32 protein-coding genes and 1 pseudogene are annotated in these 24,282 nt (G+C 39.8%); 2 read left to right on the top strand and 31 right to left on the bottom strand.

Annotated features, from left to right (window positions below):
* The 5 genes from lpdA to D469_RS0113270 form a co-directional block, all read right to left on the bottom strand.
* Nucleotides 1–1,422, bottom strand: a complete 1,422-nt coding sequence (gene lpdA, locus D469_RS0113290; protein WP_018923887.1) for a dihydrolipoyl dehydrogenase — start codon at nucleotides 1,420–1,422, stop codon at nucleotides 1–3.
* A gap of 11 nt (nucleotides 1,423–1,433) precedes the next feature.
* Entirely contained in the window at nucleotides 1,434–2,540 is a 1,107-nt protein-coding gene (gene buk, locus D469_RS0113285; RefSeq protein ID WP_018923886.1) for a butyrate kinase, read from the bottom strand.
* Nucleotides 2,541–2,748: 208 nt separating this feature from the next.
* On the bottom strand, nucleotides 2,749–3,849 hold the full coding sequence (locus D469_RS0113280; protein ID WP_018923885.1) for a Glu/Leu/Phe/Val family dehydrogenase: 1,101 nt from the start codon (nucleotides 3,847–3,849) through the stop codon (nucleotides 2,749–2,751).
* Nucleotides 3,836–4,771: a bifunctional enoyl-CoA hydratase/phosphate acetyltransferase gene (locus D469_RS0113275; protein ID WP_018923884.1), complete on the bottom strand. Its 936-nt coding sequence runs from the start codon at nucleotides 4,769–4,771 to the stop codon at nucleotides 3,836–3,838. The genes D469_RS0113280 and D469_RS0113275 overlap by 14 nt, the downstream gene beginning before the upstream one ends.
* Before the next feature lie 138 nt (nucleotides 4,772–4,909).
* Nucleotides 4,910–6,964, bottom strand: coding sequence for a sigma 54-interacting transcriptional regulator (locus D469_RS0113270; protein ID WP_026286239.1), 2,055 nt, complete (start codon nucleotides 6,962–6,964; stop codon nucleotides 4,910–4,912).
* A gap of 105 nt (nucleotides 6,965–7,069) precedes the next feature.
* On the opposite strand from D469_RS0113270, the gene D469_RS0113265 reads away from it, so the two are divergent.
* Both D469_RS0113265 and D469_RS0113260 read left to right on the top strand, forming a co-directional pair.
* Complete coding sequence (locus D469_RS0113265) at nucleotides 7,070–7,327, top strand: DUF2627 domain-containing protein (protein WP_018923882.1); 258 nt, start codon at nucleotides 7,070–7,072, stop codon at nucleotides 7,325–7,327.
* Between the two features lie 80 nt (nucleotides 7,328–7,407).
* A complete protein-coding gene (locus D469_RS0113260; RefSeq protein WP_018923881.1) occupies nucleotides 7,408–7,593 on the top strand; it encodes a hypothetical protein in 186 nt (61 codons plus the stop codon).
* Nucleotides 7,594–7,713: 120 nt separating this feature from the next.
* Here D469_RS0113260 and D469_RS22115 read toward each other — a convergent pair.
* From D469_RS22115 to D469_RS0113135, 26 genes and pseudogenes are all read right to left on the bottom strand, one after another.
* Nucleotides 7,714–7,806: pseudogene (locus D469_RS22115) on the bottom strand (sporulation transcription factor Spo0A); the annotation flags it as partial.
* Between the two features lie 433 nt (nucleotides 7,807–8,239).
* Complete coding sequence (locus D469_RS0113255) at nucleotides 8,240–8,998, bottom strand: stalk domain-containing protein (protein ID WP_018923880.1); 759 nt, start codon at nucleotides 8,996–8,998, stop codon at nucleotides 8,240–8,242.
* Nucleotides 8,999–9,058: 60 nt separating this feature from the next.
* Entirely contained in the window at nucleotides 9,059–9,352 is a 294-nt protein-coding gene (locus tag D469_RS0113250; RefSeq protein ID WP_018923879.1) for a hypothetical protein, read from the bottom strand.
* 13 nt (nucleotides 9,353–9,365) lie between these two features.
* Nucleotides 9,366–9,620: a hemolysin XhlA family protein gene (locus D469_RS0113245; protein ID WP_018923878.1), complete on the bottom strand. Its 255-nt coding sequence runs from the start codon at nucleotides 9,618–9,620 to the stop codon at nucleotides 9,366–9,368.
* Nucleotides 9,621–9,688: 68 nt separating this feature from the next.
* Nucleotides 9,689–9,871, bottom strand: a complete 183-nt coding sequence (locus D469_RS0113240; RefSeq protein ID WP_018923877.1) for a hypothetical protein — start codon at nucleotides 9,869–9,871, stop codon at nucleotides 9,689–9,691.
* Nucleotides 9,872–9,887: 16 nt separating this feature from the next.
* Nucleotides 9,888–10,970 (bottom strand): serine/threonine-protein kinase, encoded by a 1,083-nt coding sequence (locus D469_RS20355; protein WP_018923876.1) that lies wholly within the window; start codon nucleotides 10,968–10,970, stop codon nucleotides 9,888–9,890.
* Nucleotides 10,967–11,449, bottom strand: a complete 483-nt coding sequence (locus D469_RS0113230; protein WP_018923875.1) for a hypothetical protein — start codon at nucleotides 11,447–11,449, stop codon at nucleotides 10,967–10,969. Before D469_RS0113230 ends, D469_RS20355 begins: the two co-directional genes overlap by 4 nt.
* A 107-nt stretch (nucleotides 11,450–11,556) precedes the next feature.
* The gene (locus D469_RS0113225) at nucleotides 11,557–11,784 is read right to left on the bottom strand and encodes a hypothetical protein (RefSeq protein ID WP_018923874.1); all 228 of its coding nucleotides are present in this window, start codon (nucleotides 11,782–11,784) and stop codon (nucleotides 11,557–11,559) included.
* Nucleotide 11,785: 1 nt separating this feature from the next.
* Nucleotides 11,786–12,901, bottom strand: a complete 1,116-nt coding sequence (locus D469_RS0113220) for a hypothetical protein (RefSeq protein WP_018923873.1) — start codon at nucleotides 12,899–12,901, stop codon at nucleotides 11,786–11,788.
* On the bottom strand, nucleotides 12,901–13,440 hold the full coding sequence (locus D469_RS0113215; RefSeq protein WP_420834856.1) for a putative phage tail protein: 540 nt from the start codon (nucleotides 13,438–13,440) through the stop codon (nucleotides 12,901–12,903). The genes D469_RS0113220 and D469_RS0113215 overlap by 1 nt, the downstream gene beginning before the upstream one ends.
* Complete coding sequence (locus D469_RS0113210) at nucleotides 13,424–14,476, bottom strand: baseplate J/gp47 family protein (RefSeq protein ID WP_018923871.1); 1,053 nt, start codon at nucleotides 14,474–14,476, stop codon at nucleotides 13,424–13,426. The genes D469_RS0113215 and D469_RS0113210 overlap by 17 nt, the downstream gene beginning before the upstream one ends.
* The gene (locus D469_RS0113205; protein WP_018923870.1) at nucleotides 14,469–14,915 is read right to left on the bottom strand and encodes a DUF2634 domain-containing protein; all 447 of its coding nucleotides are present in this window, start codon (nucleotides 14,913–14,915) and stop codon (nucleotides 14,469–14,471) included. Before D469_RS0113205 ends, D469_RS0113210 begins: the two co-directional genes overlap by 8 nt.
* A complete protein-coding gene (locus D469_RS0113200) occupies nucleotides 14,916–15,170 on the bottom strand; it encodes a DUF2577 family protein (RefSeq protein WP_018923869.1) in 255 nt (84 codons plus the stop codon).
* On the bottom strand, nucleotides 15,170–16,150 hold the full coding sequence (locus D469_RS0113195) for an XkdQ/YqbQ family protein (protein ID WP_156816995.1): 981 nt from the start codon (nucleotides 16,148–16,150) through the stop codon (nucleotides 15,170–15,172). Before D469_RS0113195 ends, D469_RS0113200 begins: the two co-directional genes overlap by 1 nt.
* 4 nt (nucleotides 16,151–16,154) lie before the next feature.
* Nucleotides 16,155–16,568, bottom strand: coding sequence for a phage baseplate protein (locus D469_RS20350; RefSeq protein ID WP_018923867.1), 414 nt, complete (start codon nucleotides 16,566–16,568; stop codon nucleotides 16,155–16,157).
* A gap of 15 nt (nucleotides 16,569–16,583) precedes the next feature.
* Complete coding sequence (locus D469_RS0113185) at nucleotides 16,584–18,476, bottom strand: phage tail tape measure protein (RefSeq protein WP_018923866.1); 1,893 nt, start codon at nucleotides 18,474–18,476, stop codon at nucleotides 16,584–16,586.
* A 217-nt stretch (nucleotides 18,477–18,693) separates the two neighbouring features.
* Complete coding sequence (locus D469_RS0113180) at nucleotides 18,694–19,080, bottom strand: phage tail assembly chaperone (protein ID WP_018923865.1); 387 nt, start codon at nucleotides 19,078–19,080, stop codon at nucleotides 18,694–18,696.
* 51 nt (nucleotides 19,081–19,131) lie between these two features.
* Nucleotides 19,132–19,581 carry a phage tail tube protein gene (locus tag D469_RS0113175; RefSeq protein ID WP_018923864.1) on the bottom strand — a complete coding sequence of 150 codons (450 nt, stop codon included), beginning with the start codon at nucleotides 19,579–19,581 and terminating at the stop codon, nucleotides 19,132–19,134.
* A gap of 58 nt (nucleotides 19,582–19,639) precedes the next feature.
* Nucleotides 19,640–20,692, bottom strand: a complete 1,053-nt coding sequence (locus tag D469_RS0113170) for a phage tail sheath subtilisin-like domain-containing protein (RefSeq protein ID WP_018923863.1) — start codon at nucleotides 20,690–20,692, stop codon at nucleotides 19,640–19,642.
* Nucleotides 20,692–21,180 (bottom strand): phage tail terminator family protein, encoded by a 489-nt coding sequence (locus D469_RS0113165; RefSeq protein ID WP_018923862.1) that lies wholly within the window; start codon nucleotides 21,178–21,180, stop codon nucleotides 20,692–20,694. The genes D469_RS0113170 and D469_RS0113165 overlap by 1 nt, the downstream gene beginning before the upstream one ends.
* Nucleotides 21,180–21,554, bottom strand: coding sequence for an HK97 gp10 family phage protein (locus tag D469_RS0113160; protein ID WP_018923861.1), 375 nt, complete (start codon nucleotides 21,552–21,554; stop codon nucleotides 21,180–21,182). Before D469_RS0113160 ends, D469_RS0113165 begins: the two co-directional genes overlap by 1 nt.
* A complete protein-coding gene (locus D469_RS0113155; protein WP_018923860.1) occupies nucleotides 21,554–21,913 on the bottom strand; it encodes a hypothetical protein in 360 nt (119 codons plus the stop codon). The genes D469_RS0113160 and D469_RS0113155 overlap by 1 nt, the downstream gene beginning before the upstream one ends.
* A complete protein-coding gene (locus tag D469_RS0113150) occupies nucleotides 21,910–22,203 on the bottom strand; it encodes a phage head-tail connector protein (protein ID WP_018923859.1) in 294 nt (97 codons plus the stop codon). Before D469_RS0113150 ends, D469_RS0113155 begins: the two co-directional genes overlap by 4 nt.
* Nucleotides 22,193–22,546, bottom strand: a complete 354-nt coding sequence (locus tag D469_RS0113145) for a hypothetical protein (RefSeq protein WP_018923858.1) — start codon at nucleotides 22,544–22,546, stop codon at nucleotides 22,193–22,195. Before D469_RS0113145 ends, D469_RS0113150 begins: the two co-directional genes overlap by 11 nt.
* Nucleotides 22,547–22,644: 98 nt before the next feature.
* Nucleotides 22,645–23,457, bottom strand: coding sequence for a phage capsid protein (locus D469_RS0113140; protein ID WP_018923857.1), 813 nt, complete (start codon nucleotides 23,455–23,457; stop codon nucleotides 22,645–22,647).
* A gap of 82 nt (nucleotides 23,458–23,539) precedes the next feature.
* Nucleotides 23,540–24,184 carry a DUF4355 domain-containing protein gene (locus D469_RS0113135; protein WP_018923856.1) on the bottom strand — a complete coding sequence of 215 codons (645 nt, stop codon included), beginning with the start codon at nucleotides 24,182–24,184 and terminating at the stop codon, nucleotides 23,540–23,542.
* Nucleotides 24,185–24,282: the final 98 nt, after the last annotated feature.

The raw sequence follows: 24,282 nt of genomic DNA, 5'->3' as shown, positions 1-24,282 counted from the left end.
TTAAGAGTGTATTTGTTCGCCTTCAACGGCCAAAGCTGCCTCTCCCATTACTTCAGATAAGGTTGGGTGAGGGTGAATAGATTGAGAAATCTCCCAATTTGAAGCGTCGATTAATTTAGCAAGAGCTGCTTCGCTAATGAGTTCTGTAGCATGAGCGCCAATAATGTGCACGCCGAGAAGGTCATCAGTTTCTTCATCTACTACCATTTTCGTAAAGCCGGCACTATCCCCATGTACGAGCGCTTTCCCAATCGCCTGAAAGGAAAAGCTGCCTGTTTTCACCTGATATCCTTTTTCTCTTGCCTGTTCTTCAGTAAGGCCAATGCTGGCTGTTTCAGGCCGGCTGTACGTACAACGTGGAATAAGCTCATCGTTTAACGGCGCAGGCTTGCGGCCGGCCATATGTTCAACGGCTGTTATTCCTTCGTGGGAAGCAGCATGTGCAAGCTGAAGTCCTCCTGTCACATCACCGATTGCATAGATATGAGACTCTTTTGTCTGGCCAAATTCGTTAACTGGAATAAAGCCTTTTTTAGGCTCGATATCTGTATTACTTAAACCGATATCTTCTATGTTTGCTTTTCTTCCTACCGATTGAAGCACAGCTTCTGCTTCAAACTGTACTGTTTCATCTTCGCGCTTCGCCGGAACGGCCACTCCTGACTCGGTTCGAACCTGGTCAACTTCCACTCTTACATTCGTTTCAATTGTAACGCCTCGCTCCCTTAGCTGTCGCGTCATTTCTTCTGAAACATCTGCATCATCAAAAGGTAAAATGCGGGAAGCAGCTTCTAACACCGTAACCTCTACCCCAAAATCGGTAAGCATTGAAGCCCATTCAATTCCAATTACGCCTCCACCAATGATAATGATAGAGGTGGGGAGTTCATTCATATTAAGAGCTTCATCCGAGGTATAAACGGTTTCGTTATTCGGCTTAAGACCAGGCAAAATATTCGGCCGGGAGCCAGTAGCAATAATGACATTCTTCGGGATCAACATAGCATTGTCAGAGCCATCGTCCATTTCCACAGAAATGGTGCCGGCACTCGGTGAAAAGATAGAAGGACCTAGTATACGCCCGGTGCCATGATACACATCAATTTTCCCTTTATTCATTAAATGAGTAACCCCTTGATGGAGCTTGTTAACAATTGAGTTTTTCCGTGCCTGCACTTTATTGAAATCAAGCGAAACATCTGACGTCGTAACACCATAGGTTTCGCTCTCTTTTACTTCTGCAAATACTTCAGCGCTTCGTAACAGGGCTTTACTAGGGATGCACCCTTTATGTAAGCATGTGCCCCCGACTTTTTCTTTTTCCACTACAGCCGTTTTTAATCCTAGTTGAGCAGCACGGATTGCAGCTACATACCCTCCTGTACCGGCTCCCATAATAACTAAATCTAACTCTTCAGCCACCGTAAGACCTCCTATTTATTCGTCATTGCTTCATATGATAATGCTTCTTCCTCATTATTTAATACTCTAAGCGCTCCCTCCGCTAACGCTTGTAGCTCGTCTTCTCCAGGGCGAACATAAACCTGTGAGATCCAGTTTACCTGTTTTCTTATTTGGTTGCACAACGAACGGCTATGTGCCAGCCCGCCTGTTAAAATAATGGCGTCGACTCTCCCGTTTAAAACAGCTGCCTGGGCTCCAATCCATTTCGCAATTTGATAACTAAGCGCGTGCCAAACAAGTTCTGCTTCTTTGTCACCTTTCATGGCTTTCTCTTCTATAAGTTTTGCTTCATGAGTGCCAAAATGATCAACGAATCCGCCTTTTTTTATAATAGAATCTACAAGCTCTTCTTTAGTATGATCGCCTGCAAATACTGAATCAAGCACTGCTTTGGCTGGAAGACTGCCAGAACGCTCAGGAGAAAAAGGCCCTTCTCCGTTGAGCCCATCGTTTACATCAATTACTCGCCCTCGTTGGTGAGCTCCAATCGTAATACCACCGCCTAAATGGGCAACTACCATATTAACATTTTCATAAGGAACACCTAATTCATAAGCAACAAATCTAGCTGCCGCCTTTTGGTTCAAGGCATGAAAAACACTTTTTCGTTGCACGTTTTTCCAGCCTGTAACCTTTGCCAGATCAGTCATTTCATCAACCACTACAGGATCAACAATAAAAGACGGGATCCGAAAAGGGCATGCTATTTCTTGAGCCAGCAACGGACCTAAGTTTGAAGCATGTTCGCCTCCTACAGCGGCCATTACGTCGCTTATCATTTTGTCATCAACATGATAAGTTCCACTTTTTAACGGACGTAACAGCCCGCCTCTGGCAGCGATAGCATGGAGTCGGTCTAAGCGGACTCCTTCATTATCAATGGCTTCTAGAATGGCATCTTTTCTACCTGCCAACTGCTCGCTCACACGATCAAACTGGCCAATCCAGCTGCGTTCATGGGACACAACTTTTCGAAACAAAAGACGTCCATTTTCATAAACCCCAATTTTGGTAGTGGTAGAACCGGGGTTTATTGTAAGTATACGATAATTTGACTTACGTTCAGTAGTTACCATCATCGCTCTCCTCATCGTTCCATATTAACCTTGTTTGACACAACCTTTTATCCTCGAATTCATAACGTCTGCAATCCTGCAAACGTTGACATTGAGTTGAAATCGACTTTTTTGAGTCCGTTCAAACTCAATTGGCCCAGCTGACTTCACTGCTTATCTTCACTTGCTGATTTATCCATTTTACCAGCCACCTCGTCCACAGTGGCTTTTATTTAAAACGTCGGCTTAAAACGTTATGTTCATTTCTTAAAAATTGACTTCTGGATTTTCGCATGTTTGCGATTCGTTCTTCAGCCATGCGGTCTGCTGCTAAATAGGATGGAATCTCATCACGGCGCGCAATATCGAACACACGTTGAATATTATCATAAACGGTTTCCACTCTCTTAAGCGCACGCTCCCGGTTATATCCGTATAACTCATCCGCTACGTTGATCACTCCACCAGCATTAATAACATAGTCAGGCGCATAGACAACGCCATTTTCATGCAACTGTTCACCATGAGCATTTGATTTTAATTGATTGTTTGCTGCTCCAGCAATGACCCGTGCTTTAATGCGGTTAATTGTATCATCATTTATTACGGCACCTAGCGCGCATGGGGCAAAAATATCACATTCTTGGTCATAGATTTCATCAGGTTCGACATATGTTGCACCAAAGTCATTAACTGCCCGTTCTACAGAAGGTTTATGAATATCCGTTACAATCAAAGAGACCCCTTCTTCATCCAAATGCTTGCACAAGTTATAAGCTACATTGCCTACTCCCTGAACAGCAACAGTTTTGCCACTCAAATCATCGCTTCCATAAGCCTCTTTTGCTGCAGCTTTCATACCTACATATGCACCATAAGCAGTGATGGGCGAGGGGTTGCCACTAGAACCGAAGGCTGGTGAAATCCCTGTTACGTAATCAGTTTCTTCATGAATGTAATCCATATCTTCTACTGTCGTCCCGACATCTTCTGCAGTAATGTAACGGCCGTTTAACCCTTGAATATAACGACCGAATGCCCGAAACATCTCTTCGTTTTTATCTGCTCTTGGGTCTCCCATAATGACAGTTTTCCCTCCGCCTAAATTAAGACCGGCAGCCGCATTTTTATACGTCATTCCTTTAGCTAAGCGCAACGCATCTTCAAAAGCTTCTTCTTCAGAGTTATATTTCCACATACGAGTGCCGCCCAAGGCTGGCCCTAAGGTTGTATCATGAATAGCAATAATCGCTTTTAAACCTGATGCCTTATCCTGACAGACAACGACTTGTTCATAATCGTAGCTTTCCATTGTTTCAAACAGATTCATAAGAGTTCCTCCTTGAAGGTACAGTTTCAGTGGTCTTCATCCCGATTGCTAAAGCATTCAATTTTGTTTCCCAGGAATCACTTCTAGAAGTTACAACAATCGGCGCTTTTGCTCCAGTAATAATTCCGCCCACTTCTGCCCCGGCAAAATGGACTAGTGATTTATATAAGACATTAGCAATTTCGAGGTTTGGCATAATTAGAATATCTGCTCTTCCTGCTACTTCGTTATCTACTTCCTTCGTCAATGCAGCTTGGGCTGATACAGCATTGTCCAGCGCTAATGGGCCGTCAATGAGGCAATCTAAAATTTGCCCGCGCCTGTTCATTTGTGTAAGCATGGCTGCATCCACTGTGGCTTGCATGTCTGGATTAACTGTCTCTATTGCTGCGATAACAGCTACCTTGGGCAAGTCGACTTGAAAGTGCTGAGCCACTTTCACAGCATGCTGGGTAATGGATACTTTTTGAGAAATGGTAGGAGTCGGGTTCACTGCTGCATCAGAGAGAAAAAGCAGCTTTTCCCGATTCGGCACTGAAAAGACGCCCACATGGGATAACAGCTCTCCGGTTCGCAAGCCATACTCTTTATTCAAAACCTCTTGCATCAGAGTATAAGTAGGAATCATTCCTTTCATTAATACATCAGCTTTTTGGTCGTGTACAGCCATTACCGCCAGTCTGGCACTTTCTTGATTATTACGAGCTGGAATGATGCGAATGCGCTTCTCTCTTTCCAGTTCAAATTCAAGCAGGAGTTCATTTAATGTTTGCTCATCCCCATACAATCTAAACATGCCAGCATTGCGTTTCAATGCTTCGGTAATAACCTGGAACGTGCTTTTATTATCTGCTCCTGCCACGGCAACTACTACATTATTAGGAAAATCCGTGGTTGGATAGATCGATTGAAAAAGATTCAAGCTGTTCTTCCTTTCCTGTTTGTATATTCATCTGTTTGTAAATGCAATATGTGTGCCAACTTCCACAATGAAATGAAAGCGCTCCATTTCAAGGACCCCCTAAAAAAAGAGCGTGCAACGTTTTGCATGATAAGCAAATTATTGCATGCTAGAATTGTCAATTTGATGTTTTTCTAATTTATAATATAAATTGCGTATGGAAATTTGCAAAGACTTTGCCGCTTCTGTTTTATTTCCATTCGTTCGGGCAAGGGCTCCTACCAACTGCTGTCTTTCAAAGGCCTCCAATTGTTCTTGCAAGGACCCCTCCTCCTCGTAAACCTCGGGAGGCTCTCTATCATGTGAAGTAAGAGCCGGCAAGTCTGCTTTATTTATGTTCGTAGCTGAAAAATCCATGTGAATCACCGCCCGGCCCAGGATGTTTTCTAGCTCCCGAACGTTCCCGGGCCAATCGTACCGGCTTAAATATTCGATAGCTGCCGAGGAGAGCCCTTCCACTTGACGGCCATACTCTTGATTTATTTTTCGCAGCAAATGGTGGCATAAGGCTTCAAGGTCATCTAATCGTTCTCGTAACGAAGGAATCATAATCGGCATTTTATTTAATCGATAGTATAAATCTTCTCGAAAAGATTTGGTTTGTACTGCTTCTTCTAAATCAACATTAGTTGCTGCAATAATGCGTGCATCAATTGCTATCGTTTTCGTGCCGCCAACTCGTACTATTTCACCTTCTTGTAATACACGCAACAGCTTAACTTGGGTCTTTGCTGACATCTCACCGATCTCATCCAAAAAAATGCTGCCTTGGTCTGCCTCTTCAAATAAGCCCCGCTTTCCCCCTTTAACAGCACCGGAAAATGCACCTTCTTCGTAACCAAATAATTCACTTTCAAGTAGACTTTCAGAAAGAGCAGCACAATTCACACGGATAAATGGACCAAAGCGGCGCGAACTCGCATCATGGATCGCGTGCGCAAACAATTCTTTCCCAGTTCCTGATTCCCCCCGCAACAGAACGGTTACAGGTGTAGAAGCACTTATTTCCGCCTGGGCCCGGGCTTGTCTGATTCCTTCAGAGTAGCCCACAATGTCTGCAAAGGTATATTTAGCTTCAAGGGTGCGTATAATTTGCCTGGCACGTTCAAGCTCTTCGGTAAGCGCTTTGATTTCTGAGACATCATGAATTATGCCGACACTTCCTTTTAAGTCACCATCCACCACAACTGGAGCTACGTTCACGACGACATCCTTTCTTTTTGGGCCAACTTTCAACCGTACCCCGCGCACCGGCTCTTTTGTCTTTAGAACTTGCAAATGCATACTTTCCCCTTCATAAATATCAGCTGTAGCCGGTTTTCCAATGACATCTTCTTTTTTCAAGCCAGTTAATTTAGAATAAGCAGGATTTATCATAATTCCCATACCATTTTCGTCTACAACAGAAATCGCTTCTTCTGAAGATTGAATAATAGCCTCTAACATTTGTTGAATACTTTTTAAGTTTGTAACTTCTTCTGCCATACGCACGATTTCAGTCACATCTTTAAATACGGCCAAAGCGCCTACCACTGTATCATCCCGGTATAAGGGCACTCTCGTTGTGACAATTTCCTGCCCATTCTCAAAGGTTTGTGATTGATTGCGTTCGACCTTCCCTGTTTCAAGTACTCTTGGCAGCCGACTTTCTGGCAATACCTCATGAATGTGGGCTCCAAGCCGCTCCGTTTTGTCGTCCCCGGTCATCTCTTCAGCCGCATGATTAAATAAGATGATTCGCTCAGAGCGGTTGATAGCTATCATGCCATCATGGGTAGAATCCAGGACAGTAGCTTGGGCAAGCTCTTGCTTTTGCACTTCATCAATGAGCTCTTTTTTATCTTCGATTAACGTATGTATAATATAGGCGACACTAGAAGGAATCACCGCGACATTAGCAGCAACAGCGGCTTGCAATGATTGTAAGACCTCATCATTTCCAGTCGTTTCTATGACGACATCTGGCCTTGTTCTGTCTAAAAGAGACTGCCAGTCTGTAGAAGCTGCTATATCAGCCTGCCGGGCTTTTTTCATGCCCTCTGCTTCTTCATTCACGTCTGCTACCCCACAAATCTGTAAATGCGGACTTTCTTGCAGTATGTTCATAAGGGCTGAACCACCTTGGCCAGCTCCAACTATGACTGTTCGTTTCACATTAACACCTGCTTTCATAAGTCTTTTCCCTTCAGAGCTGCAGTTTGATTATGAGAAGAAACTAGCGTAAAATAGAAGCAGCTTATAAAAAGGGAGAGGCAGTCTATGCGTTTAATTGCCCTTATCATTTTACTTACTCCTATCTTTTTTGCAGGATTAGGCATAAAATGGATGCGAGATGCACTATTTGGTATATTGCAAAACCCGCTTCCATCCTTAACACTCCAATTTATTTTAGGTATGGTGTTATTAATTGGAGGCATTGGCTTCATCGGTGGTTTTATTGTACACCGCGACCGTAAAAACGGGAAAATCCCTCCACGCCAAAATAAAAAACAAACTGCACCCACCTCTCCGAATTAAATTGGAGAGGTTTTTGCATGATTGATTGTAAATTGCAAAAGCTATGATGCATAGGAAGTTAAAAAAAGGGGCTATGGATAATGTTTCGCAAAGTAGAAACGAGGCACGATTATGACATTTACGAAACAACCTATGTAGACCGGATCTATACAATCATTTATAACCCGACACGCAACCGCATTGAACAGATCAGACCGTTAAGTGATGGTTCTACTGATACGGTCGTACGCCTTTTCAACAAATTCATTGAAAACACAAACACGTAAACGCTAGTTTCTTGTAGTGTAGCAAACCTTCAGCCTTCTAGCTATCCAGACGTATAGCACAACATAAAAAGAGCAAAGATGGCAGAAGCTGACACCTTTGCTCTTTCACAATTTACTTTATTAACTCACTTTATGTTCAAGTCTCAGCTTATCAGCGATCATGGCGATAAATTCGGAGTTAGTTGGCTTAGCTTTCGTGCTAGAAATCGTGTATATACTATCAAATGGGGATTAAAACGGGAAGGAAATATTTAATATAAACATATTTGTTGGTAACCATTCAGCTTGTTTATTGGTTAACTGAATACAATAGTAAGCCATTTCCAGTTAACAATCAAGGGGTTATGATGAAATTTTTGCAATTATTTTCTTGTTATTTATTTAGGGGAAATATAAAAAAGGAGGGGAATACTGTTATAACAGTAGTAAAGGGATTTAGTCACCCAAGAGAAGAATTAGAGGTTTTGTACTTATTCTCTCATAGGAGACAAAATCCCCAATATCAATCAAACATCATACAAGCCTACTCACACTCTCGTCAGTAAACTTTATTATCTAAATGATTAACACGTCTAACAAATTATAGAAATGGATACATGAAGCCACCTATAGGGTCACATAAATTAATATCAGAATATTGGCAAAACTATTTAAGTAGCACAGTCCTACTATCCTGATCCCAATCCACACTCAATCCAATATCTTCAGCAACTTCACGTACAGGTAAATATGATCTACCTTCAATCACAATAGGATCAACAACTTTACCATCAAATGTGATCTCTTTTGTATCGTTATCATAATCAATCTGTACGCCAACCAAATCAGCCAAGTTTCTAAGCTGCACATATGTACGCCCATCTTCAACAAAACCTTTTACATCATTGCCATCATATACAATCTTAGCATTCAACTCACTAGCGCTAACACCTTTCTCTAACGCAGCTTCTACTCCATCTTTAAGCTCACTCATACGGAAATTACGCTCAGGACAAGCAGAAGCAGCTACATCACCATGTCCAACAATTTCATCAGCAGATAAGCCACACTCTTGCGCTAACCAAGCATTAAGAATAATACCTGATTCAAGTTGCTCTTCAGTCATATTCTGGCTGCCAAAGTGTCCTTGATAACCAATTCCATATGTATAGTGGTTGTGGTTGCTTACGTGAGCACCCTGTTTGAATCCACGACATTTATAAATTGTTCCATCAAAAGCAATCCAGTAATTGTAGCCAATATAATTCCATACGTTATCATCCATATGCCATCTAGCCACATCATGTAAGTTACCAGAGCTGTGAGCCATATGATGCTGTACCAATAAGCCAACATCATTAGGTGATAAGTCAGTTAATGGTGAAGATGCTTGCCTAGGGGCAGCTCTCATTTGTGGTTTTTTCATGTTCATTCTCCTTTATTAAAATTAAAAGCGCCCTCTTATGAGGACGCTGCTATGTATTATTTATTTTTCAGCATCTGGAAAATCCTTATATGGGAAATCTTCATTATTCTCTTCTGCTGCTTTACCTTCATTAATATGCTGCTTATCTTTCTTAGCTTTAGGTGTAGTATACGTATTAAGCCAAATAGCTACACCGACAGCTACACTAGCTAGTCCATCTGCTACTGTATCAATTGCCTCCTGTGGCAATTCAATGCCGAAAGCAGACAATACTACTTTAACAGCACCTAAAAAGCCACTAATCAATACAGCATAATCCTTCTTGCTATCCATATTTTTCAGCTTGTTAAACATTATGTACCACCCTTTAAATAAAAATAAGCCCCAATAAAGCGGCTACAATTGTGCCTACGATGAGGCGTAAAATCCAAGTTGTGTTGCTATGTATGCTTTGTATGTCCTTTTCTACGTTCTTAATTTTCTGCTCAGAGAGTGTAGTGCGTGTTTCAACCGTTCGCACGTCTTGCTCTAAGCCCTTCACATCTTCCTTAACTCGCTCAATCTCCTGCTCATTTCGACTAATACGGTAGCTGTCTGAGTGATTGTGATTTTCCGTTGTCATTTGATCACCTGCCTAAAAAAATAAAAAGAGTGAACTCTTTATGAGCTCACCCTTCCATTAAATCACTATTAAAATTTTTTATTAGTATCCACTGCCTGTAATTCAATATACCCATTGTCAAAATCAACAACTTTTCTATTACCATTTTTTAAGTTAGTGGATTTATTATTTTTTAATTTATCTTCTACAGAGGTTTGATAAAGTGGATTCGCTAAATACTTCCGTTTTAAAGTATAGTCTTTTCTCACCATCCTTGTAAACCTCCTTTTAAGAGTATTCTGGCAAAACCTCTTGAATAAATTCCATTGCTTCTTGAATATTATCGTATACTCCCTTTACTTTGTTTATCTTAGTGGTGTTCCCACTTTTCTTAACATGTTTGTAACCATAAGTCAAACACTTTTCCTTTTGTATGTCTACATTTAATGTAATAATTGACTTTGAATTATCAAAAATCCAGCTTTTTGTTTCATTTTGGTCAAAAAACTGCCAGTCTAACATGTTATCGTCAATATTACTCAAATCATTTATTACAGATAATACATCTTTATAACGTTTATCTGGGTCATGATGAATCATTTTATTTATAACTCGCTTAAATTTCTTTGGAATATGAGCGTGGTATTCATCTCTATCAGGAAATTTTCCCCTCTGCACTTCTTTTATAAAATTTTCTTTTTTGCCATTACCACTTAACCATTTTTCTTCAAACTGCTCCTTAAAGTTTTGATTGCCATTACACATTCTGTACAAAGTCATTCCAGCCTGATATATATCATCTGAAATTGTCCTATCAAATGAATCAAATCCTTCTGGGGCAATATGCAAACTGTATTGCATTTTCTGTTGAGCTAAACCATTTTCATTTAGATATCTTGAGAGACCAAAATCTGTCAAAATAGCTCTATCTAAATCATTAATTATTACGTTGGTTGGCTTTATATCTAAATGTAACATTCCGTTAATATGCATAAATAACAAGCCTGACAAAAAATCTAAAGAATACTTTATGATCTCTCTGACTGTTAAATAACTATTTTCCATCATAGTGTTTAATGAGCCTTTTTGATAATGAGGCATGGTAATATAAACTTTATATTCATCTTCAGCAGCGTATCTCACTGGCATTATATTTGGGTGTGCATTTTCATTTAAAATTTGAGATTCTAGAAAATAAGTTTCTACATTTTGTTTTTCTATTGCCTTTTTTGATATTTCTTTCAAAACTAATTTTTCATTTAATTGTATATCTTTAGCAATGTATACATCTGAATTTTTTCCTTCATCGCTACCTAATGGCTTTTCTTTATCCAATTTCACATAAGCTTGAACTTCATCTAACTTTATCATGACTTTGCCACCTTTTTATAAGCTGCCAATCCTACTAAAAAACTCTCCCGTTTATTCGAATTAATTTTCGACCAATCTTGAACATCGAATATATCTTCGCCATTCTTACAGTCTGTTATCTCCTGCACTGGTTTATTTAACTTAGAAGCAATTGAATTTAATTTACCAGTGAAATAGCTTTCAATCCAACTGTTTGAGAGCAACTCTTGAATAACTCCTTCTACATTCATCCTAAAAACATCTGGGTTTGCTACCGTTTCAGCGGTTCTTAAACCAGCAACAGAAACATTGTTTTCACTTATTATTGATAGAAATGAAGTTCGAATGAAGGATAATTGACGTGGCGTATCATCATTTAAAGCTAATGGAATTTTTAATGTGTTAGTATTGTAATTTATTTCTGATATTTCTTCACCTGTGATTTCTAAAATTGAATATGTAATTTCTTTTGGAGCTACCCTTATACCCATAGCTATCATTGTAAAACCTTCCTTAATAGTATATTAGTTTTATTATAACTTACCTACTACATTTTGGGTATAAAGGATATATTTTAATTTATCTTTTACTGCGCATTATCCTCCTATTAGTCTTCATCTTCCTTTTCTTTTAACCGTTCCTCTATCACTTTTTCCATATCCTCTTCCGTTGCTTCGAACGGTAACTCATCCTTTTTAAATCGGAATGACTGTTCTTCTCCGTCCACTTCCGCAAAAATTCTACGTCCGTTGTAGTGATCTTTTGTGGAACGAGTCACACCGCCTGTTTCTGGGTTTTTAAAGCGTAATTTTGTATTAGTGATAACAATATCCATATTATCCAACCTCCGTAATTTCATCTATTTCAATAATTTCATCGTCCGAATAAGCGTAAGTCTCGCCTGTCCAACTAACTCCGCGTTCACGCTCAATTTTCTGCTTGCCGTTTTGCTGTACGGCATCATCGTTACGTGTTCCGATAACTAGCACTCGGTACTTTCCGGCTTTTTCGCAAGTGACTTTGAGTACATCGTCTTCAACGTCTGCATAAGCATTTCCGAAGTGCTTTACACCGTTTACCCAACATTCAACATCGGTATTGAGATACGGGAAGTAGTCCGGCAATTCCAATTCAACCGTTTCGTTGTCTTCCTCTGCTTCTACTTCAAAGCGAGAAAGTGTATCACCTGCGGTTGGAGATTCGACTGCCCCGTGGCGTAGTCGGTGTGTATCTTTTTTGTCTGGATGAGGATGTGCAATTTCAAAGTCCTTTGAGCCTTCGACTGTAAAATCACCGGGAATTATAATTGAACGAAAAGAAGTTCCTATTACATGATCACTTCCATTTTCTGCTATAGCATTATGACCTATAGCTACTGTATTAATACTCTCTGCCGAAGCGTAACGCCCTAAAGCTGTTGCGCTAGTATCTTCGGCTGAAGTCCCACGACCTACAGCAGTAGAACTCCCTCCCCCTGCCGTCGCATCTTCTCCAATTTCTACGGTAATTTCTCGTAATCCGTGTACATTGTTTTGAGAAGCATGGCTACTTATTTCATCATCAACATACTCTTCTGATATTCCTTCTTCCGCATGTACCGTTCCATCTCCTTCAACCGTCAAATTGTTGCCTATTTTAACGTGTCCTAACTGGTCAGATGATGCAATCTCTGCCGAATGCGCAGCAAGTTTTTCTAGTAATTCATTAATGGATTTAACTAAATTTTCCTTTTCATCTGTATCAAGCTCTTCTAAATTGCCAATACTCTCTTCAATTTCATTGAGCTTTTCTTCCGTTTCGCCATCCATATTTTCGCTAATATTTTTAGCAAAATCATCTATTTTCTTCCAATTATCATTAAGTATAGTATCCAAATTAAAGTTATCTTCGCCTTCTGTTTCAGGATTAGGCTGATATAACTCTAACTCTTCTGTGTATGTTTTATCGCTCATTAACTCACCCCTCCTGCAAAGTTTTCCAGTTGTATGCTGCTTAGCTCATTAATTGTCATGCTGGATACCTCATCAATTGTGTAATATCTAAAGTCATATTCTACTCGCAAATGAGCAGGCTTAGTTTCTTCAATCGCTTCTTGCAAATCACTTAGGTTAGGCGGTCTCCCAATCTGGCTGGTAAATTCTACTACAATAGCATCATTAAAACTAACCACAGTATCACCATTTGTGTAGCTATCAGCTACCACTCTAATTAAATCAGCATCAACCTGCCCGTTACCTCGCCATTGGCTCTTTATCACACTTCTGCGCTCAGCATATGGCTTGCTGCGGTCAATCTCAACATTCAACTCTTTTTCAAATACATCTAAACCCCATGTCGCTGTGTCTACGTTCATTTGCTGCTCAATATCCTCAATATCAGTAAGCAAAGCCTGTATTTGCTCGCCTTTACTGTTAAAAATATCTCGATATACTTCACTTTTACGCAAAAATAAAGGCAGTGTATTAATCATCTCATTAGACAATCTCAACACCACCTAAAACAGCGACCTCTTCATCTTCAATATCAATATTGCTTGTGCCACCGTTAACTTCTAAGTCAGTATAATCACCGATACCATTGGAATTAAGCACGATGGAGCCAATTTGAGCATAACTAACAAAATCCTCTTCAAAAGCAATATCATATAAATACTCAGTAATATTTTCTTTTACATTATCAAGTGCCTCTTCTTCTTCGTATCCACTGGATAAAGTAGCAGAAAACTCCACATTGATCTCTAATTCATCAGCACTCTCAACAGTCACATAAGCACCAATAGGCGCTTCACCTTCCCCTTTTCCTTCACTATTAGGGTCTATGTGCTCCTGCACATCCTCAACTAACTCATCACTGGCAGGCTGCCGATCAGCGTTAATGATAACTACTTTAACTGTGTTATCACCATCCCATAATGGGAACACTCTAGCCTCTCCTACTCCATCTACTTCCTTTGCCCAATTTAAGTAATGATTTTTGTTACCACTTGTAGCAGGAGTCTGGATACGCTCATAATAACGCTCAAGTAGCTCCTCATCTGATTCAGCTTCAAAGCCATCGAAGGAGGCTTCAGGGTTATTTACTAAGTCGATACCGCTTAATGTAACAGGCAAATGGGTGATTTGATCAGCTGGCACATTGCCATTTTCTCCGGCTTCCACAGCTTGAAACTCAACCTCTGCTTCATCATCTATCTCTTTATCTTCGACAGCTTCAAATTGCGTACCTGATTCAGTTTCTGCAATATCACCCTCGCTAATCTCTCCATTTCCCTCTACATCGAGATAAACGATAGCATGAGTAGCGCTTCTGCGTTCGATACCAGTACGCTCATAAATGCGCTGCTCAAGCTCATCACCGGACAAATTTTCAATACTAAGCTTATCTTCAACTTCCTTTTTTGCCTCATACGCTTTCTCTAATTGAGTAGCAGCAGGTCGAGTTGCTTCATATATAAAGCGTCCTTTACGTTTATCATGTTTACTTGGTATATCATCAAGCATTTCTTCATGAATTTCATTTCTATCCACTTAACTCCACCCCCTCATCATGTGTGCCATATATTGAGTTAACTCGAAATGACAGCTCTAATTTGCTCCCATCAAACTCATAATCCCAGTTGGTTAAACTATCGATCTCATCGTTTTCTAATAACGCATTACTGATTTCACGTTTAATCTCACTTCTTGCAAAATCCCTGTCAAATCCAAACAAGTCCTCTATCTGCACTCCATAATCCTCATCATCTTCATACACTTTGTATCTTCCTACCTCTGTTCTAAGTACCATTTGTATCCACATTTTGAGCGCTTCAACACCTTCTACTTCAATCATCTTGCCATCTCGTGTAACAAAATCACCTGTAGCAAAGTCGAATAAATAGGTTAATCCAGCATCATCAATGCTTTCAATTGGCTCATCTGTGCCATTTTCAGTAGGCAAACTTAATTCTGTGACTTTAGGCAACATTTAAAATCGCCTCGCTTTCGCCAATACATAAAAAACCTGCTGATTACCAGCAGGAATTATGATTACTTCATCATCTTTTTCAATTGTTAAATCATCATCAAATATTAGGTGCTGCTTATCCAAAACAATATTCTCATCGATTCTGATTTTAGGCTCAGGTGGTGGCTCAATAACTGTGCCTGTCATAATCCCCATTTGCTTAGGATTCTCCCTATCTTTGAATAATTTTGCTAATTTACTATAGCCATCAGCCATTAGCTCACCCCTTCTAAATCAAGATTCATTCTATGTATACCGTTAGACACAGTATGTTGCACACTAGTTATCATATAGCGTCCAGTCATGCCTGTAATTGGCTCTTCTATGTCGATCATTCGCCCAGCTAACACTTGATCATTTCCCATTGTTTCAATGCTGTTTTCTTCTGATACTTTGGATAATTCATCAAGTTTGTTACGTGCTATCTGCCTAGCTCTGGATACATCTTCATCTTGAATATCCTCAATATGTGATAATAAACCATATTCGTCTACACTTGGCTGATCAGTTAACTGTGTAATTTGGCTATCATTGTGTACGATTTGCACCCTGTTTTTCAGATCATCGATTGATCTATTCCTAGTGGGGCTTGCAACCATATCTTTGATATCTCTAGTTGTTAAATTTTCAGCCAATTGAAACTTAGGCTCAATTACCATATCAACCGCAGCATATACAAAAAACTCGCCAAATCGCATCTCATGTATGTATTTTGTGCCTGTTTCGTTTTGTACCTGTTCAAGAATATCTTCAATGATAGCTGCTAAATTTTCTGAGCTGTATATCTTATTGATCTGTGTAGCCATTTGCGCTATTTCGAGTACAGGAATATTATAATCAGAGCAAATACGCTGTATAGCGCTTGTAGCAGATGTGCTATTAAATTGGTAAACTGCTTCATTTTTATTTAAATACCAGCTTAAATCAAAGCTGCTGTAACTAATTGGCTGTCTACCATTAATACTTTCATCAACCACAATTGTGCGTGTTATTTCAGCGCCATCAGCGCCTTCTAATATGATCATGTCGCCAAGCTCGACTTGGTTTTCAGGTACATAGCGTGCATCTGAGTGGATAATATCAAAGTCAAGCTCAGTTCCTAACTCATCCATGTTTGAACTCCAGCTAAAGTTATCTACCACTGGTGTAATGTTAATTAGCTCATTCCCTTTATTAAGTAGTAATCTATGTGGCATATCACTACACCCTCTCAGCAAAAACAAAGCGAAATTGTTCAAGCGACAAGGTGTAGTAAATATCCTTTGTGCCATCCTCAGAGCTATATGTAAGCTCTTCAATTGCCATCGGCAAGTTAATATTCATTTCATCAATCACTACTCTGATAGGTACTCTGCGCTCTTTCCACTCTTCTAATAGCTCGATATATTCAATGCCGGAATAAGCACGATCACGTACAAAGTAATAGTCATTAGCAGGAAAAAAAGACTGAATATCAAAAGACTTCAGCCCTGATTTACCTATTAATTTCATTTCACCTTTTTCGATGGAGTCAAAATTTTCGTTGTTCTGTGGGTCTGATATGCTTAGCTCACTTGGAAGAACAGGAAGTTTTATTACCTGTTCTCTATTATTAATTGATAAGTATATATTCATTCCTTCCTGCCTCCTTTAAGCCATATTAGCAAGTCGTTTTTCTAGCTCTTTTGCTAACTCGTCTGCCTGATCTTTAGCATTTGAGCCATTACTGTTAACTGTAATATTCTCGATATGTACCGACTTGCTGTTATGCTCTGTTTTCTGTGTAGCAGGTGAAGCATTAGTTTTAGTCTGTTTAGGTGCTTCATATTGTAAGCCCTGTTTGCGGTACTGATTAGCTTCTCTGCGTGGTAAAACTGCCTCATCTTTGTGCAAGTTTGCTATGTATCCATCACGAGGCACTTTATCTAACCCTGTTCTATGGCTTCCATCTGTTTGTATTAAGCCATCACCGCCCATGAACTCCGGCATACCAATACTCGGCATTTCAAAATTATCAAGTATAGATGTAAATTCATTCCATCTGTCTCTGGCATCGTCGATAAAGTCCAGCAACGGTGAAAAGAAACGTCGCACACGCCTTCTACCTTCATCCATTGCGTCACTCACTCGCTCTTTAACATCTTCCCAAGTCTCTTTTGTACTTTCTTTTAAGCTATCCCAAGTCTCAGATATTGTATCCCACAGCTCTCCTGCCTTCTCTCGTACTGTATCCCAGTTTCGGTAAAGCGAGATACCAACGCCTACTAATATCCCAATCAAAGCAATCACTGCGCCTAATGGATTCATCATCATAGCCAAATTGAGTCCTCTTTGCGCCACAGTAGCAGCAATAGTAGCAGCAGTCTGTGCAACTGTAACAGCTCGTAATGCAGCAAATGCCCCAGCTATACCAAATACAACAGGCTCAATCATCGTCCAGTTATCGGTTACTGTTTCATACAAATCGATAGCTCCATCAACCACATCAGCTAAATAGTCTACTGTGTTAGGTAAGCCTTCTTCAATTAGCCAATCAATTGCTGGCTCAGCTTCTTCAAAAGCGTCCACGAAAAACTCGCCTATCTCCTCAGCGGTATCTCTCAACCTTTCAATAGTAGGCTCGTTATCTTCTACTGCTTCCTTTACACTTTGAAAGGCTTCATACCCTTTTTCACCAACCCATACTAGTACATTACCTACTCGTTCAACTGCTCCACCAAATGTTTCACGCATTTCTGGTGCATGCTCCATGAAAAAATCCATAAATTGCTGGGCATATGGTAATGCTCTAGAAGCTATTTCGTTCCAAAAGCCTGATAATATGTTGCGTCCTTTGTCCAAGGTATCGTTAAAAAGAACTCCTGCATCAACAGCGTTATCTTCAATAACAGCACCATAGTCAGAGGCTGAGTCTGTTAATTCATCTAGTTTATCTCCACCTGCTTCAATTGCTGGGAGTAGTTTTCTAGATGTACGATCACCGAAGAATTCGCCTGCAAGCGCTGCTCTCTCCTGACTGTCTTCAATGTCGCTTAAACTGTGGATAGCATCTTTAAATACATCATCTGTATCACGCATGTTACCCTCGCTATCTTTTAGGGCAACATTCATATCATCTAAAGCTGATTGATAGCTCTCGTTGCCTGCCTCAGCTTCACCCATACGCTGGTTAGTACGCTCCAACGTTTTTTGTAAAGCCGACTCACTCACACCAACTTGTCCTGCCCAAAACTCCAACTCCTGCAAGCTTTCAGCACCAACACCAGCACGTATACTTGCTTTATCTATCTCATCTGCTGTGTTAGCAAAATCAGCGCCCATTCCCATGATAGCGCCACCTGCTGCAACTCCAGCAGCTCCTACAGCCGCTCCAAATGCAGCAGCACCTTTTGCAGCAGTGCCCATAGATGATTTTAAATCGCCTACAGCGCTACCACTTGAGTCTGTTTTTTGGACGAAATCGCCAAGTGAGTCTGAAGCACTCTGCATCTTACTTGAAAACTCGTCTTTAAGCTGTATTACAGCACTTAAAGTTTGTGCCATTTTCTACCCCCTTCCTATATGGGGAAATAAAAAAGACAGAGCAACTATTTGCTCTGTCCGTGTATTGTTTTCAACTCTTCTATATGCTCATCAATGCTTAAGTACATAGATGATATATAAAAATGCTTTTCAGCTTCCGATAGATTAAGCAGAAAATCATGTGAAAAACCTCGCTGTATATAGTGATGGAGAAAATAAGCATCTCCATCACTCTTAATTAGTTTTTTGTTTCATCTACTGCTTTAACCGAGCCTTTAGAGTAGCCAGCTAACTCCATCATGTGTTGTGCAATCATATGGGTTTCAGCTTTTTTGAATAACTCCTTCACAATCTGCTCTGGCTCCTGCACACCGTAACCTTTCTGCAAATCAGCAGACTTTAAGTTAGGCTCGACTACGTTGTTATAAATTAAAAACTCATCGGCACCGCCATCTTTCATCTCCATAGCGTCAAGAATATCAGCGTTTGCTGGCTCCTGTACTTTAATCGTAGCGTCGAGTGATTTAATATATAGCGTACTCTGCTGGCGTTGCTTATCTTTGATCTCGTCCTTGCGCTCCAAAAGTGCCTTTACCGTTAAATTTTTATATTGTTGCTCTGTCATTTTAAATTCCCCCATTGTTTTATTTGAATATTCAGTATTTAATATGTACTATTAAGCATCAATAGTATCTAAAAAGTCGATGTTATCAGGGTTAAATCCAAAAGAAATCTCTCGGGTACCTGCTTCACCCGACTCAAAGTTTAAAACTTGCTGCTCATTGAACCATACGCCATCAATAGCAACTCGCTCAGCTTGCCCACCTTCTGCATCTGGGTCATCCAAAGCCGCCACAATTTTGCTACGAGGGTCTCGTCCTTCACTCCACGCTTCAATCAAAGCTTCTTTGCCTCTACTAAATACTTTATGTAGGGTTATTTCTCCTTCACCTTCATAGTTGAGCAACTTACTATCTTGCCCCATGCTTTGAACCATACTAATCTCTTCACGATTTGGCGTAACAGTAGCACTAAACGCCTGTACCTCGGCAATGTATTCACCATCTAAATACAATTTGCCCCACTTACCATTGATAACTCTTCGTCCTTCAATTTCTTTTGGCATTATTTATTCACTCCGTTTCATTTTTTTCATAAAAAATAACCCTTCAAAAAACAAAGGGTTACACATTAATATCTAGGCTAAGGTCTTCCATAGCATCCAATAGACGCACTTCAGCCTCTAAAAATACTTGACTACCAGTATTCTCTTCCTTAATCTCCTGTTCACTCATATCCTCTACATTCCTGCCTTGCAGCTCAAGATATTCACGTTGCGCTGCAACATCAATTTTAGCTTTATTTTCGCCTACTTCGTCGAGTGCTCCTTCACGAGTCATCTGGCGGAAATAAGATGATACAGCAGCAATAAACTGTGTCTTTTGGTCATAGTCATTGTTGACTTGCCCAACATATTCATCATTAAAAGTGTTGCGGATATCATCTTTGATCTGATCCATAGCATCAACAATTTTAATTTTAGTCCACTCATCGGATTCACCATCACCAACATCAGTAAGCGAGTTAACAGCTCGGCTAATCTTAATTTTTTCCCCGTCGTCCACTAAAAATAGCTCGCCATCTTCAACCGCTTCATCTAAATCATCTGGCTCTGTTACGCTCTCTACTTCATTTAATACAGAGTATGTAGCGCTTCGAGTAAGTGGCATAGCCGCTAATACACCTGCGATACGTGGGGTAAACTCTGCTGTTGTATATGTAGTACCATCCACTTCAATATTATCTGCGGTAAAGTTAATAATACCTTCATTATCCGCTGATTCATTGGCTAATACAGCCTTAAATGTTTTCTTCTTATTGCCTCGTTGTTCGGTGATAAACGTAGCAACATCCTCAGTTTCATCATCAGCAAATGGAACAGCTAAATAATTGAAGCGTTTATTCTTCAGTTTTTCAACGCCATCTAATGCGCTACCATCTTCACCAACATTAACTACAATCACCTTTGAAGGTGTACCTTCAAGCGCCATTCTAATATAGTCATAATTTTGTTCAGTGTATGTATCTTCATCTAAATCAGTAATCCCAGTGTAGCTAGCAACACCCTCATCTGCTTCTTCATCTTGGATAATTAACGCCACAATACCTTGCTCGCTTCGTTCGATAGCTGTAATAGCTTTACTGGTAAACTGAATCTGTACCTCTGGCATTCCCATTATAAATCCATCCTTTCGTTTAGTTCTCTGGCAAGTTCAACTTGCCCATCTGTATATCCACTGGTTTCATCAACTATCGTATATACCTCTTCACCTTCATCGTTTTCATTCACAACAATCTGAGCTGTGCCTACTTCAAAATGCAGCCTAACAGTAAACTCTAGGTGATCATCTACAATCTCCTGATTTGTTCGGGTAACTGTTATCTTTCTATCTTTTATAGGCAAAACAGAGCTGAATAATTTAGCTAACTCGTCTGCCATTTCCCATTTAGAGCTGTTTGTATCACCAAAATATTTGATCTTAACAATAACGCTGTGCTCCATATAATGTGCTGAATGAGTAGACTCAAGTGGAAGCATGTAAACAAAAAAAGAAGGCTTCTCAAAGCCCTGTGGTATGTGTTCAGCATATATTTTGTAATCAAATTTGTTATGTAGCTGCTTAATTACAGCCCTTTGTGTATCGACTAGAGTAATATTTCCCATCACATATCCAGCTCACTTTTTAGCCGATCAAAAAAGTCGCTTAATTCATTATCTGCTCGATCATCAGCCTGCTCCAAAGATTGCTCAAGCATGTGTGCACCTTGTACAAACTCACCCGATGGTTTATGAGTAAAGCCTTTTTCAACAGCTTCAGCATACTCTACGTTAGTACCTACATTACCTTGCCCATTGGCGATATCAGATATCATCCACCTACGCTTTAAATTACCGGAATCAACAGGTGTTAGTAGTTTTACATCAGCTAGTACCATAGTAAGCATACGCTCAACTTGATCATCGATCATTTGCGGTGCTTCATTTTGAGCAACATCCATTAATTGCTTTTGTAGGTCATCGAATCCCTTAGTATCCATCAGCTCTCACCTTCCTTTACAAGTGGAATTTCACAGTGATCACTAAAAAAATAGCCTTCGCCAGCTTCAAATGTACGCTTTGCTTCCTTATTATAGTGAATAGTTACCTTATCACCTGCGTTAATCACCTTATCAGCAGGATAAAACAGCACAATATCATACTCTATTTCGCTATTGGCGGTCATTCGTGTGATATTTCTGCTCACTCCTTGAGATACAGTGCATGGCATATCTGTATACTTATCTACTAGCTCAGTCTGCGTTTCGCCCCAATCAGTAGTTTCTTCCACATATCCCTCTACATCAGCTTTAAGGTTGAATGTTTTCTCAATAATTTCTTCAGTATTGAACAACATCATAATGCCCTCACTTTACGAAATCGCTGAAGCTGATTCTCATATTTTTCAAGGGTTGATTCAGATACAGTATACTCAAAACTAATATCTCCACTGTTGGTTACTCGTTTATTATGGAGAGTTTTTTCAACGATAATCTCAGCGACAATATGATCTAATTCATCTGGGAAATCATCTCTATACAGATAGTTTTTAATCTGCTGCTTATGACTATCAATCATCAGCTCAATCTTCTTATCTTTAGTGTCATCATCAATATCAAGCATCGTTTTGATGGTATCTTTAATGTCCATATAGATCACCTATTTTTTGCAAATCAGCCTCAAGCTCTTTGCGCTTCACACCATGAATTTGTAGCCCTTTTTCTGCTGCTAAAGCACGTAAATCATGCCACTGCATAGTAGTATAATCAGGCTGCTCAGGTGCTTCTTTTTGCTCATCAGGCGTATCATCAGGCGTATATTCAGTCTCTTCTGTATCAGCTTCCTGTGTTGCTTCTGTTGGCGTTTCAGTAGGTGTATTATCTTCATTATTACTTTCTACTTGCTCAAATTTAGTGGAGCTGAGTAGGCGCTTTTGATGGGCTTCATTCGTTACTTTCCAAACTAGTCCGGTATCTTTGTTTTTAAATTTCATTTAATCACCCTTTCTGTTGGGTTATTTATTGCTATGTACAAAATGGGCTATAATAGGTATATATAATTGGGGAAGCGCAACACTCCCCCAATCAATAATTACTCTACTGTAGCGTTAAGCGTAGCCAATGCTTCAGGTCGTTTAACAACTGCACCGTAAACCATCAGACCACGTACACCATCAGCAAACTTATCTTGTAGGCGCATAGCTTCAACCTCGTTGATTTGCTCGCCTAGTCCAATAGCAGAAGAGTGTAGAGCCATTACTTTAATAACACCATCTTCAACGTGTGTCTCTTCGGTTACTACTACAGTCATGCCATTAACAGAAGCACCGTCAACAACACCATTCTCTAGAATCTCATAATTGCGAGTAAAGCGCTCATCTTTACTCAATTTACCTAGCACATCATGGTTAATAACAACATACCGATCTGCTTTAGGTACTTTCTTTTTACTCAATTTAGTACCCAAATCAACCAATTTATCATATGTATTATCAACAGTTAGCTCAACTGCTTCTTCATCAGAGCCGATTACATTATCTTCATGTGCATCAGCGTAGTGAGAAAGCACATATTGATCTACCTTTTCCTGCAAGCTACCGCTGGCTTCTTCTGTCGCGTCGTCTATCAATTCCCCCGCAGATTGGGCAGCATCCACATCATCCAAAACAAAGGAAAAGTATTTTTTCTCGGAAAGATTAAGCTCGACTGAAGTAGTGGAAATCTCGCTCCAATCAACCTCTCCATCATAATCATTCACATCTACTGCACCAATGCGGTTAAACTTAACCGTGTTACCTGTTACCTCGGTTGGTGCTGTGGTAATCATTCCTGCAATTGAATTACTTTTGTAATTGTGTAGTAGTCGACTTTCCCAAACTTTTGGAATAAAACTATTTACTGACATATCCTATCATTCTCCTCATTTTTAATTAAATTTGTGCATTAAAAAAACCATGCGCTGGGCATGGCTAAACTCATTGCTTTGTTTAATTTTTGCTAATTTGCTCCAATGTGCTGGAGTCTTTAATGGTGTCCCATTGAGCATTTACTTCTTCAATGCTCATTTCATTAAGCTCTTCTGGCGTAAAGGTTTTTGTGTTTCCATCGTCTGAGGCAGGTGGAGTGTAGCTTGAGCCTTTAACACGTTCATTCACTTTGCTATCAACATATTGTTGCATCGACTTCTCAAATGTAGAGAGATTAGTTAGTGTGCTCTCTTCATCGTCGCCCAGCAAATAATCAATCACATCATGCGGAATACCTTTATCAGTAGCTTGCTTGAGTGCACTATTGCGTAGGCTTTCTTTAGTTTTCTGCCCTTCCATGTCGGCAAGCTGCTGCTTAATCTTATCGATCTCGATATCCTTTTCATCCTTTTGAGGGTTTCGCTTTTTAACCTCATCTTCTACAAGTGATTCGAGATTATTGTTTTTCCACGTTTCCAATGATTTATTTGCATGTCGATCTTTTTCACTATCCAACCACTTCTTCACATCAGAATCCTGTTGAGCTAGTTGTTGAACCTCTTCAACGGTTACTTTTTTATCACTTTGTAACCCCTGAAGATATTCTTTCACTTGCTCATCATCTTTATTTTGCTCCAAAAACTGCTTTACCTCTTCTAAATTCATATGTAATTACCTCCATAGCCCCGTTAACGCAATGCCCTAACGACGCAAAATATTTTTGTTATTAAATTTGTGCATAAAAAAATCACTTCATTTAATAG

This window comes from Salsuginibacillus kocurii DSM 18087, from assembly GCF_000377705.1.
Lineage (GTDB): Bacteria > Bacillota > Bacilli > Bacillales > Marinococcaceae > Salsuginibacillus > Salsuginibacillus kocurii.
This window is presented reverse-complemented; position numbering and strand designations above follow the sequence as displayed.

What these genes read in the sequence shown, in the direction of transcription:
- buk (WP_018923886.1), bottom strand. Translation starts at nt 2,540, where the DNA reads ATGGTAACTACTGAACGTAAGTCAAATTATCGTATACTTACAATAAAC.
- D469_RS0113280 (WP_018923885.1), bottom strand. Translation starts at nt 3,849, where the DNA reads ATGAATCTGTTTGAAACAATGGAAAGCTACGATTATGAACAAGTCGTT.
- D469_RS0113265 (WP_018923882.1), top strand. Translation starts at nt 7,070, where the DNA reads ATGCGTTTAATTGCCCTTATCATTTTACTTACTCCTATCTTTTTTGCA.
- D469_RS0113260 (WP_018923881.1), top strand. Translation starts at nt 7,408, where the DNA reads ATGTTTCGCAAAGTAGAAACGAGGCACGATTATGACATTTACGAAACA.
- D469_RS0113255 (WP_018923880.1), bottom strand. Translation starts at nt 8,998, where the DNA reads ATGAAAAAACCACAAATGAGAGCTGCCCCTAGGCAAGCATCTTCACCA.
- D469_RS0113250 (WP_018923879.1), bottom strand. Translation starts at nt 9,352, where the DNA reads ATGTTTAACAAGCTGAAAAATATGGATAGCAAGAAGGATTATGCTGTA.
- D469_RS0113245 (WP_018923878.1), bottom strand. Translation starts at nt 9,620, where the DNA reads ATGACAACGGAAAATCACAATCACTCAGACAGCTACCGTATTAGTCGA.
- D469_RS0113240 (WP_018923877.1), bottom strand. Translation starts at nt 9,871, where the DNA reads ATGGTGAGAAAAGACTATACTTTAAAACGGAAGTATTTAGCGAATCCA.
- D469_RS20355 (WP_018923876.1), bottom strand. Translation starts at nt 10,970, where the DNA reads ATGATAAAGTTAGATGAAGTTCAAGCTTATGTGAAATTGGATAAAGAA.
- D469_RS0113230 (WP_018923875.1), bottom strand. Translation starts at nt 11,449, where the DNA reads ATGATAGCTATGGGTATAAGGGTAGCTCCAAAAGAAATTACATATTCA.
- D469_RS0113225 (WP_018923874.1), bottom strand. Translation starts at nt 11,784, where the DNA reads ATGGATATTGTTATCACTAATACAAAATTACGCTTTAAAAACCCAGAA.
- D469_RS0113220 (WP_018923873.1), bottom strand. Translation starts at nt 12,901, where the DNA reads ATGAGCGATAAAACATACACAGAAGAGTTAGAGTTATATCAGCCTAAT.
- D469_RS0113205 (WP_018923870.1), bottom strand. Translation starts at nt 14,915, where the DNA reads ATGTTGCCTAAAGTCACAGAATTAAGTTTGCCTACTGAAAATGGCACA.
- D469_RS0113200 (WP_018923869.1), bottom strand. Translation starts at nt 15,170, where the DNA reads ATGGCTGATGGCTATAGTAAATTAGCAAAATTATTCAAAGATAGGGAG.
- D469_RS0113195 (WP_156816995.1), bottom strand. Translation starts at nt 16,150, where the DNA reads ATGCCACATAGATTACTACTTAATAAAGGGAATGAGCTAATTAACATT.
- D469_RS20350 (WP_018923867.1), bottom strand. Translation starts at nt 16,568, where the DNA reads ATGAATATATACTTATCAATTAATAATAGAGAACAGGTAATAAAACTT.
- D469_RS0113185 (WP_018923866.1), bottom strand. Translation starts at nt 18,476, where the DNA reads ATGGCACAAACTTTAAGTGCTGTAATACAGCTTAAAGACGAGTTTTCA.
- D469_RS0113180 (WP_018923865.1), bottom strand. Translation starts at nt 19,080, where the DNA reads ATGACAGAGCAACAATATAAAAATTTAACGGTAAAGGCACTTTTGGAG.
- D469_RS0113175 (WP_018923864.1), bottom strand. Translation starts at nt 19,581, where the DNA reads ATGCCAAAAGAAATTGAAGGACGAAGAGTTATCAATGGTAAGTGGGGC.
- D469_RS0113170 (WP_018923863.1), bottom strand. Translation starts at nt 20,692, where the DNA reads ATGGGAATGCCAGAGGTACAGATTCAGTTTACCAGTAAAGCTATTACA.
- D469_RS0113165 (WP_018923862.1), bottom strand. Translation starts at nt 21,180, where the DNA reads ATGGGAAATATTACTCTAGTCGATACACAAAGGGCTGTAATTAAGCAG.
- D469_RS0113160 (WP_018923861.1), bottom strand. Translation starts at nt 21,554, where the DNA reads ATGGATACTAAGGGATTCGATGACCTACAAAAGCAATTAATGGATGTT.
- D469_RS0113155 (WP_018923860.1), bottom strand. Translation starts at nt 21,913, where the DNA reads ATGATGTTGTTCAATACTGAAGAAATTATTGAGAAAACATTCAACCTT.
- D469_RS0113150 (WP_018923859.1), bottom strand. Translation starts at nt 22,203, where the DNA reads ATGGACATTAAAGATACCATCAAAACGATGCTTGATATTGATGATGAC.
- D469_RS0113145 (WP_018923858.1), bottom strand. Translation starts at nt 22,546, where the DNA reads ATGAAATTTAAAAACAAAGATACCGGACTAGTTTGGAAAGTAACGAAT.
- D469_RS0113140 (WP_018923857.1), bottom strand. Translation starts at nt 23,457, where the DNA reads ATGTCAGTAAATAGTTTTATTCCAAAAGTTTGGGAAAGTCGACTACTA.
- D469_RS0113135 (WP_018923856.1), bottom strand. Translation starts at nt 24,184, where the DNA reads ATGAATTTAGAAGAGGTAAAGCAGTTTTTGGAGCAAAATAAAGATGAT.